The 6391-nt window shown below is 68.5% G+C and carries 2 protein-coding genes; both read right to left on the bottom strand.

Annotation, left to right across the window (positions count from 1 at the left end):
• Nucleotides 1-202: 202 nt before the first annotated feature.
• The gene (locus tag AB0I11_RS28875) at nucleotides 203-5260 is read right to left on the bottom strand and encodes an amino acid adenylation domain-containing protein (protein WP_357327523.1); all 5058 of its coding nucleotides are present in this window, start codon (nucleotides 5258-5260) and stop codon (nucleotides 203-205) included.
• Nucleotides 5261-5422: 162 nt separating this feature from the next.
• Nucleotides 5423-6382: an NADPH:quinone oxidoreductase family protein gene (locus tag AB0I11_RS28870; protein WP_357327520.1), complete on the bottom strand. Its 960-nt coding sequence runs from the start codon at nucleotides 6380-6382 to the stop codon at nucleotides 5423-5425.
• Between the last annotated feature and the right edge of the window lie 9 nt (nucleotides 6383-6391).

Here is a 6391-nt window from a genome sequence, read left to right as displayed (position 1 = left end):
CGCCGACCTGCAGGACTGCACCCGCCGCGAATGGCACATCGAGAACCGCGTCCACCACGTCCGGGACGTCACGTTCCGTGAAGACCTCCACCAGGCCCGCGATGTCTCACGGATCGCCCACTGATTCGCGGCCATGTGCTGCCGTTGCGGACCGGAGGCCGGAGGATGAGTCTGCCGTCGAGGTCGAACAGGACGAACGGTGTCATGAGCGGCCGCCTCGGCGTCCGAGCCGCTGAGCTCGGGCTGCCGCGTGGCCACGGCGGCGTTCGCGGCGTGGCGTGCTCCCAGCGGGGGTGGGGACCGCTGTCTCCTGGAGGTGGCGAGCGAGCGTTGCCGTGCTGGCGTGTCTGAAGAGCGACACGAGCGTAGTGTCCCTTCCCAGCCGCTCACGCAGCGACGCCTGTACTTGGACCATGAGACGTGACGTACCGCCGAGGTCGAAGAAGTTGTCGTTCGGCGCGACGTCGTCCACCTTCAGCACGGCCTTCCATATGTTGCGGATGGTCTCTTCCAGGTCACCTCCCGACGCGCGTCGTTCGGGCTCTCTGTTCGGCGTCGGCTCCGGGAGCGCCCGGGCGTCGATCTTGCCGTTGGGTGTCAGGGGCATGCCGGTGATCTTTATCACCTCGGAAGGGGTCATGTACTCGGGTAGGAGAGCCGCGAGGTCCGCGCGCAGTTGACCGGCCACGGGTGCCGAACCGTCCGCCGTCACGACGTATGTGGTCAGGCGGATGTCCCCCTCTGCGTGCTTCCTGGCAACCGTCACCGCGTCACTTACGCCGGGCAGCCGTCGGCAGGAGGCGTCGATTTCCGCCGGGTCCACGCGGAATCCCCGGATCTTCACCTGGCCGTCGGTGCGGCCGAGGATCTCGACGGTGCCATCGGGCAGATAGCGGCCCCTGTCGCCCGTGGCGTACCTGCGTACCCCCGGCATGGGGTCGCGGTGGAAGCCTCCCGTACCGGAGGACTTCACATAGCCCTCGGCGAGGAAGGGCGTGCGGATCACGATTCCGCCCACCTCGCCTATGCCGGCCAGCTCCCCGGAGCCGTTGATGACGAGGATCTGTACGTCCGCGATGCCTCTGCCAATCGGTACGGAGAGGCCAGCATCCGCAGCATGGTCCAGGTCCTGCGGCTCGACGACGTAGAACGCCATCGCCTGCGGGGTTTCGGTCGTCCCGTAGAAGTTGACGTGCCGGGCCGACGGCGCGACCGCCGCGAGCGCGGTCACGTCGCCCTGCCGCAGGACGTCGCCGCTGTAACAGATCAGGCGGACGTCCGGCAGCCGCATCCCCGTTTCCCCGCTCGCGATCGCCAGCAGGCGTGCGAGGGGCGGGGTGAGGTGGAGGACCGTGATCCGGCGCTGCACCAGCCAGTGCAGGAGCGACAGCGGATTCCTGCGAAGCTCGGTGTCAGGCACATGGAGTTCGCCCCCCACCCACAGCGGGGTGAAGACGTCGCGCAGCAGCGGATCGTGTCCGAGTCCGGCCAGCAGCGCGAAGCGGCTGTCCGGGCCGAGGCCGAAGGTCGGGACGTACCAGGCGAGGAAGTGGGCGAGGGGGTCCGGTCCGCTGATGACACCGCGCGGCAGCAGCCCGGTCGATCCCGAGGTGAACATGACGTACGCGGGATGTGCCGCGCCGGGGGCCGACTCCGCAGGCGCTGGCTCGTCGGGCGCGTCGAGCAGCCGCCCGGTTTCGGTCACGCGTACGCCAGAGCCCGTGATCGCCTCCGGCAGCGGACCAGCTTCCTCGAACCGGATCAGCAGCGCCGGTTCCACGGCCGCCATCTGGGCCCGCAGTCGGGCGGGCGGTTGGGCCGGGTCGAGCAGCACGAATGCCGCGCCGCGTTCCAGGATGCCGACCAGCAGCGGTACGAGAGCGGTGGTCCGGGCCGCGTATAGCGCGACGACTTCCCCTTCTCGCACGCCGAGTGCGGCCAGTTCGTGGGCGACATGGGAGGCAAGCGTGGCCAGTCGCTCTCCTGCGAGCCTCGCGCCGGACGCGTCGTGGACGGCGGCCGTTGCCATTCCCCTGCGCACCCCTGCGGTGAGAGCAGAGGGCATGGCACCTCCCAACCCGACCCTGACGTCCGGCAGCAGAGCTCGGTGGGTGTCGACCACCAGGGATATCCCGCCGATCCGCTCTTCGGGTCTGGAGGTCATGGCCTCGATGACGTGGGTGAGCTGTTCGAGGATCACCTGGGCCCGCGTGTCGCTGAACAGCCTCCGGTCGTAGGACAGGTCGAGCCGGAGCCGGTCCCCGTGGTCGGTGACGTACAGGCCGAGGTCGAAGAGGGCCGCGTGCGCCGGGAGTTCGGTCATCTCCGTGTCCAGTCCCAGCATGCGCGGCGGCTGGTCGGGGTCGCCCAACAGGTTGAACCAGATCTGGAAGAGTGGGTTACGGCCCACGGCACGGGCGGCCGACACACCCGCAACCACATCCTCGAATGGAACGTCCTGGTTGGCATAGGCCTCCAGCACCCCATCGCGCATCCGGCCGAGCAGATCGGTGAACGTCGGCGTACCATCAAGGTCCGTGCGTAGGGCGACCGTATTGACGAAGAAGCCGATGAGGTCCTGCGTCTGTTCGCGGTCCCGGCCCGCGATCGGGGTGCCAACGGTAATGTCATGCTCGCCCGTGAGGCGTGACAGAAGCACAGTGAAGCAGCTGAGCAGGGTGACGAAAAGGGTGTTCGCGTGCTGCTTCCCGCAGGTCCGTACGGCACCGGTGAGCGCCGGACCGAGCCACTGTGTGGCCCGCCCGGCCTCGGCACGTTCGCCCGAATCCTGCCTGGGCCTGTCCGCAAGGCTGTCGAGTGAGGGCGGAAGCGTACTGAACTTACGCTTCCAGTAATCCAGCTGATGGGCAAGCGCGCCTTCACGGTGACGCCGGTCCTGCCAGGCCGCGATGTCCCCGTACGATAGCTCGAAAGCCGACAGAGACAGAGCGGCCGTCTCGCCGCTCAGTGCCGCCGCGTACTCCTGCCCCAGTTCTGTCAGGAACAGCTCGGCCGACCAGCCGTCGAAGACGATGTGGTGGACCGTCACGAGCACCTGACACCTGCGTTGGTCCAACTGCAGCAGGTCCGCTCGGATGAGCGGACCTGCCGTCAGGTCGAACGGCTCGCGCACCCGGTCCGCCAGTACACCGAGTGCCCGGCGCTCGGCAACTGGGCCCCCGCGCAGATCCGTGACTCTGATGTCCAGGTCGAGACTGGGCAGGACCTCCTGCAGCGCCTCGCCGTCGGCCATGACGATTCGGGTCCGAAGCGGCGCGTGCCGACTCACGATCCGGTTGAGCGCCGCTTTGAGCGCCGCCCGGTTGAGGAGCCCCTTGGCGCTAAAGGCGATGGGAATGTTGTAGGTGGCGTCTGGCCCAGTGATCAGATTCAGCAGCCACAGCCGGCGCTGGGTCGGGGAGAGCGGATAGCGCCCATCGGGGGCGGGGTGTGCTGTGGGCGGCTCCTGCTCGGGCGCCAACCGGTCGATCTGGGCGGCGAGGTCGCGCACGGTCGGGCAGGTCAGCACGGCGCTGGGCAGGATGTCGACTTGGAATTCCTTACGGATCCGTGCGCAGATGCGGGCCGACTGGATGGAGTCGCCACCGAGCGTGAGGAAATCGTCCAGGGCGCCCACGCGGGGAAGCCGCAGGGCCTCCTGCCAGATCTCGGCGATCCGGATCTCCGTACTCCCCTTCGGAGCCTCGTACGTCTCTTCGTCACCCCGCACCGGACCGAGAAGACGGTGCCGGTCGACCTTGCCGCTGGCGTTGAGGGGCAACGCGTCCAGGACCGTAACGGTGGCGGGCACCATCGCCGCAGGCAGGGCGCGTTTCGCGTGGTCGCGCACCTGGGCGGGTGTCACTGTCGCGGGCCCCGCCGGGGTGACGTATGCGTGGAGGCGTATGCGTCCTGCCTCGCGGGCGGTCACTGCGACGGCCTGGCCGACGCCGGGATGTCCGCGCAGGACGGTCTCGACCTCCGCCGGCTGGATGCGCACTCCGTTGATCTTGACCTCGTCGTCGATGCGGCCGAGGTGCTCGAAGGCTCCGTCGGGCAGACGACGGACCCTGTCCCCCGTGCGGTAGACGCGCCGACCGCTGGGGGCGGGCAAGAAGCGCAGGGCGGTCAGGGCGGGCTTGCCCCGGTAGCCGCGGGCGAGTCCGACGCCGGTGAGGTAGAGCTCGCCCTCCGCCCCGTCCTCGATCTCGCCCAGTTCGGGGTCGCGCACTTCGATACGGGTGCCGGGAAAGGTGTGTCCGATGGGCAGCGTGGACCCGCCGGGCTGCCAGTCGGGAAAGGTTTCGTAACAGGTGCTGTCTACGCTCGATTCGGTGACCCCGTAGGAGCAGAAGACGCGGGTTTGCGGGCCGACAAGAGCACGCAGTCGCAGGTAATCCTGGCGCGGCCAGCCCTCCCCACCCACCGTAATCACCCGCATGTCGTTCAGCCGTCCGCCGGTGGCCTCTAGGTGGTCCATCAGCAGCCGCAGGAGCGCGGGAGTGACGTCCATCATGTGCACGTCGTGCTGGGTGATGAGCCGGTGCAGATTCTCCGGTCGCAGCAGGTCTTCCCTGCTGCACAGCACCAGCGTCCCGCCAGAGAGCAGCGCCCGGGCGAAGTCGCCGGTCGACACGTCGAACGAGAAGCCTGCGACCTGAAGGTGGCTGCGGACACCGTCTCGGAGCCCGTAGACCTCCTCCCAGGCCCTGTACGAGGTGACGAGCCCCAGGTGGGCGACCTCGATGCCCTTGGGCCGTCCGGTCGATCCAGATGTGTAGATCGTGTAGGCAAGGTTGTCGGGCCGTACGGCAGACGTCACGCGAACCGGTTCACCCTCGGCCGCGGACACGGAATCGCCGTCCATCAGAACCAACTGGGCATTGTTAGCCGGAAGTTGGGCTGCCAGCTGTGACGACGTCACGATCACTGCCGGGCCGCAGTCCTCGACGATGTGCCTAAGGCGCTGCCCGGGCTGCGCGGGATCGAGAGGTACATAGGCGCCGCCGGCCTTCCACGTCGCCAGGACCGCGATGATCGCCTCCGGCGGCAGCGCCAGGTGGACGCCCACGAGAGCTTCGGGGCCGGTACCAGCCGCGCTCAGAGTGGCCGCCAGCCGGTTCGCGGCCGCGTCCAGCTCGCCGTAGCTGACGGTCCGGCCCTGATGGATGAGAGCGGGCGCCTCGGGATTCTCCTGGACCCGTGCCTCGAATCGGCGGTGGATCAGAAAGTTGGCGGATTCCTCGTCTGACGCAAACATGCCGGCCTTCGCGGTCGCAGAGTGATTTGATTTAGAAGGTGAAGAAGGAGGCGGGGTCGTTCCTTCCCGGTCGCCGTCGAAGGGCTCTCTCCGGCGGGGTGTCTCCCGGGTACAGCGGCCTTCCTGCTCGGAGGCCCGCCGCCTCTTCGTGCCGCAGCGGTGTCAGTTCCCGGTCGTGTCGAGCACGACCTTGCCCGTCGTCGAGCGTTCGGCGAGCAGCTCGAACGCCTTCGCCGCGTCACCCAGGGCGTGTGTCCCGCCGATGACGGGTTTCAGCTGCTTGTTCTTGACCATGCCGAACAGGCCGGTGAGCGTGTCGGTCAGGGCACGGGGATTCGTACGCATCAGGTCAGCGGCCCAAAAGCCGACGACGGAGCGGGACATACCGATCAGCGACTCCAGGCGCACAGGAGTCGACGGCTCGTCCGAGGCCGTCCCGTACACCACTATGCGCCCGTGGGTGCCCAGGGCGGCCAGTCCCTGGTCCAGGGTGCGCCCGCCCGTCATCTCCAGGACGACGTCCACCGGACGGCCGCGGTTGGCCTCCAGGAGTGCGGCGGTCATGTCGTCCACGTTCGAGTCCACGGCGGCGTCGGCGCCGAGGGACAGGGCGAGGTCGCGCTTGTCCGGGGTCGATGCCGCTGCGATCACCCGAGAGGCTCCCCATGCCTTGGCGAGCTGCACCGCGAGGGATCCGACTCCACCCGCCGCCGCGTGGACGACGATCGACTGGCCGCGCACAGTGCGGGCGCAGGTGCGCAGCAGGTGCCAGGCGGTGAAGCCCTGGATACCAAGGGCCAGCGCCTCCTCACCGGTGACGAAGTCCGGGACGGGGATGACGGAGTCGACCGGAACGGCGGCGCGCTGGGCGTGGCCGCCGGAGGGGATGATGCCGAGGACCCGCCGGCCCGAGGGGCCCTTGCCGAAGACCTCCGTGCCAGGGGTGAACGGCAGGTCGTTCTTCTTGAGGTACGTCCCCGCTATCTGGTTCAGATCGGCGAAGTTGATTCCGGAGCGCTCTACGTCGACGAGCACCGAGCCCTCGGCGGCCTGCGGGGCGGGAACCTCACTAATCCTGATGACCTCGGGACTGCCGAATTCCTTGATGACGATGGCCTTCATGTCTCTCCT

The organism is Micromonospora sp. NPDC050495, from assembly GCF_040655175.1.
GTDB lineage: Bacteria > Actinomycetota > Actinomycetes > Mycobacteriales > Micromonosporaceae > Micromonospora.
The sequence above is the reverse complement of the archived record's forward strand: the minus strand, read 5'-3'. Positions and strand labels throughout refer to the sequence as shown.

Bases quoted from the DNA above. Each gene is read 5' to 3' on its own strand.
- AB0I11_RS28870 (WP_357327520.1), bottom strand. From the start codon at position 6,382: ATGAAGGCCATCGTCATCAAGGAATTCGGCAGTCCCGAGGTCATCAGG.
- AB0I11_RS28875 (WP_357327523.1), bottom strand. From the start codon at position 5,260: ATGTTTGCGTCAGACGAGGAATCCGCCAACTTTCTGATCCACCGCCGA.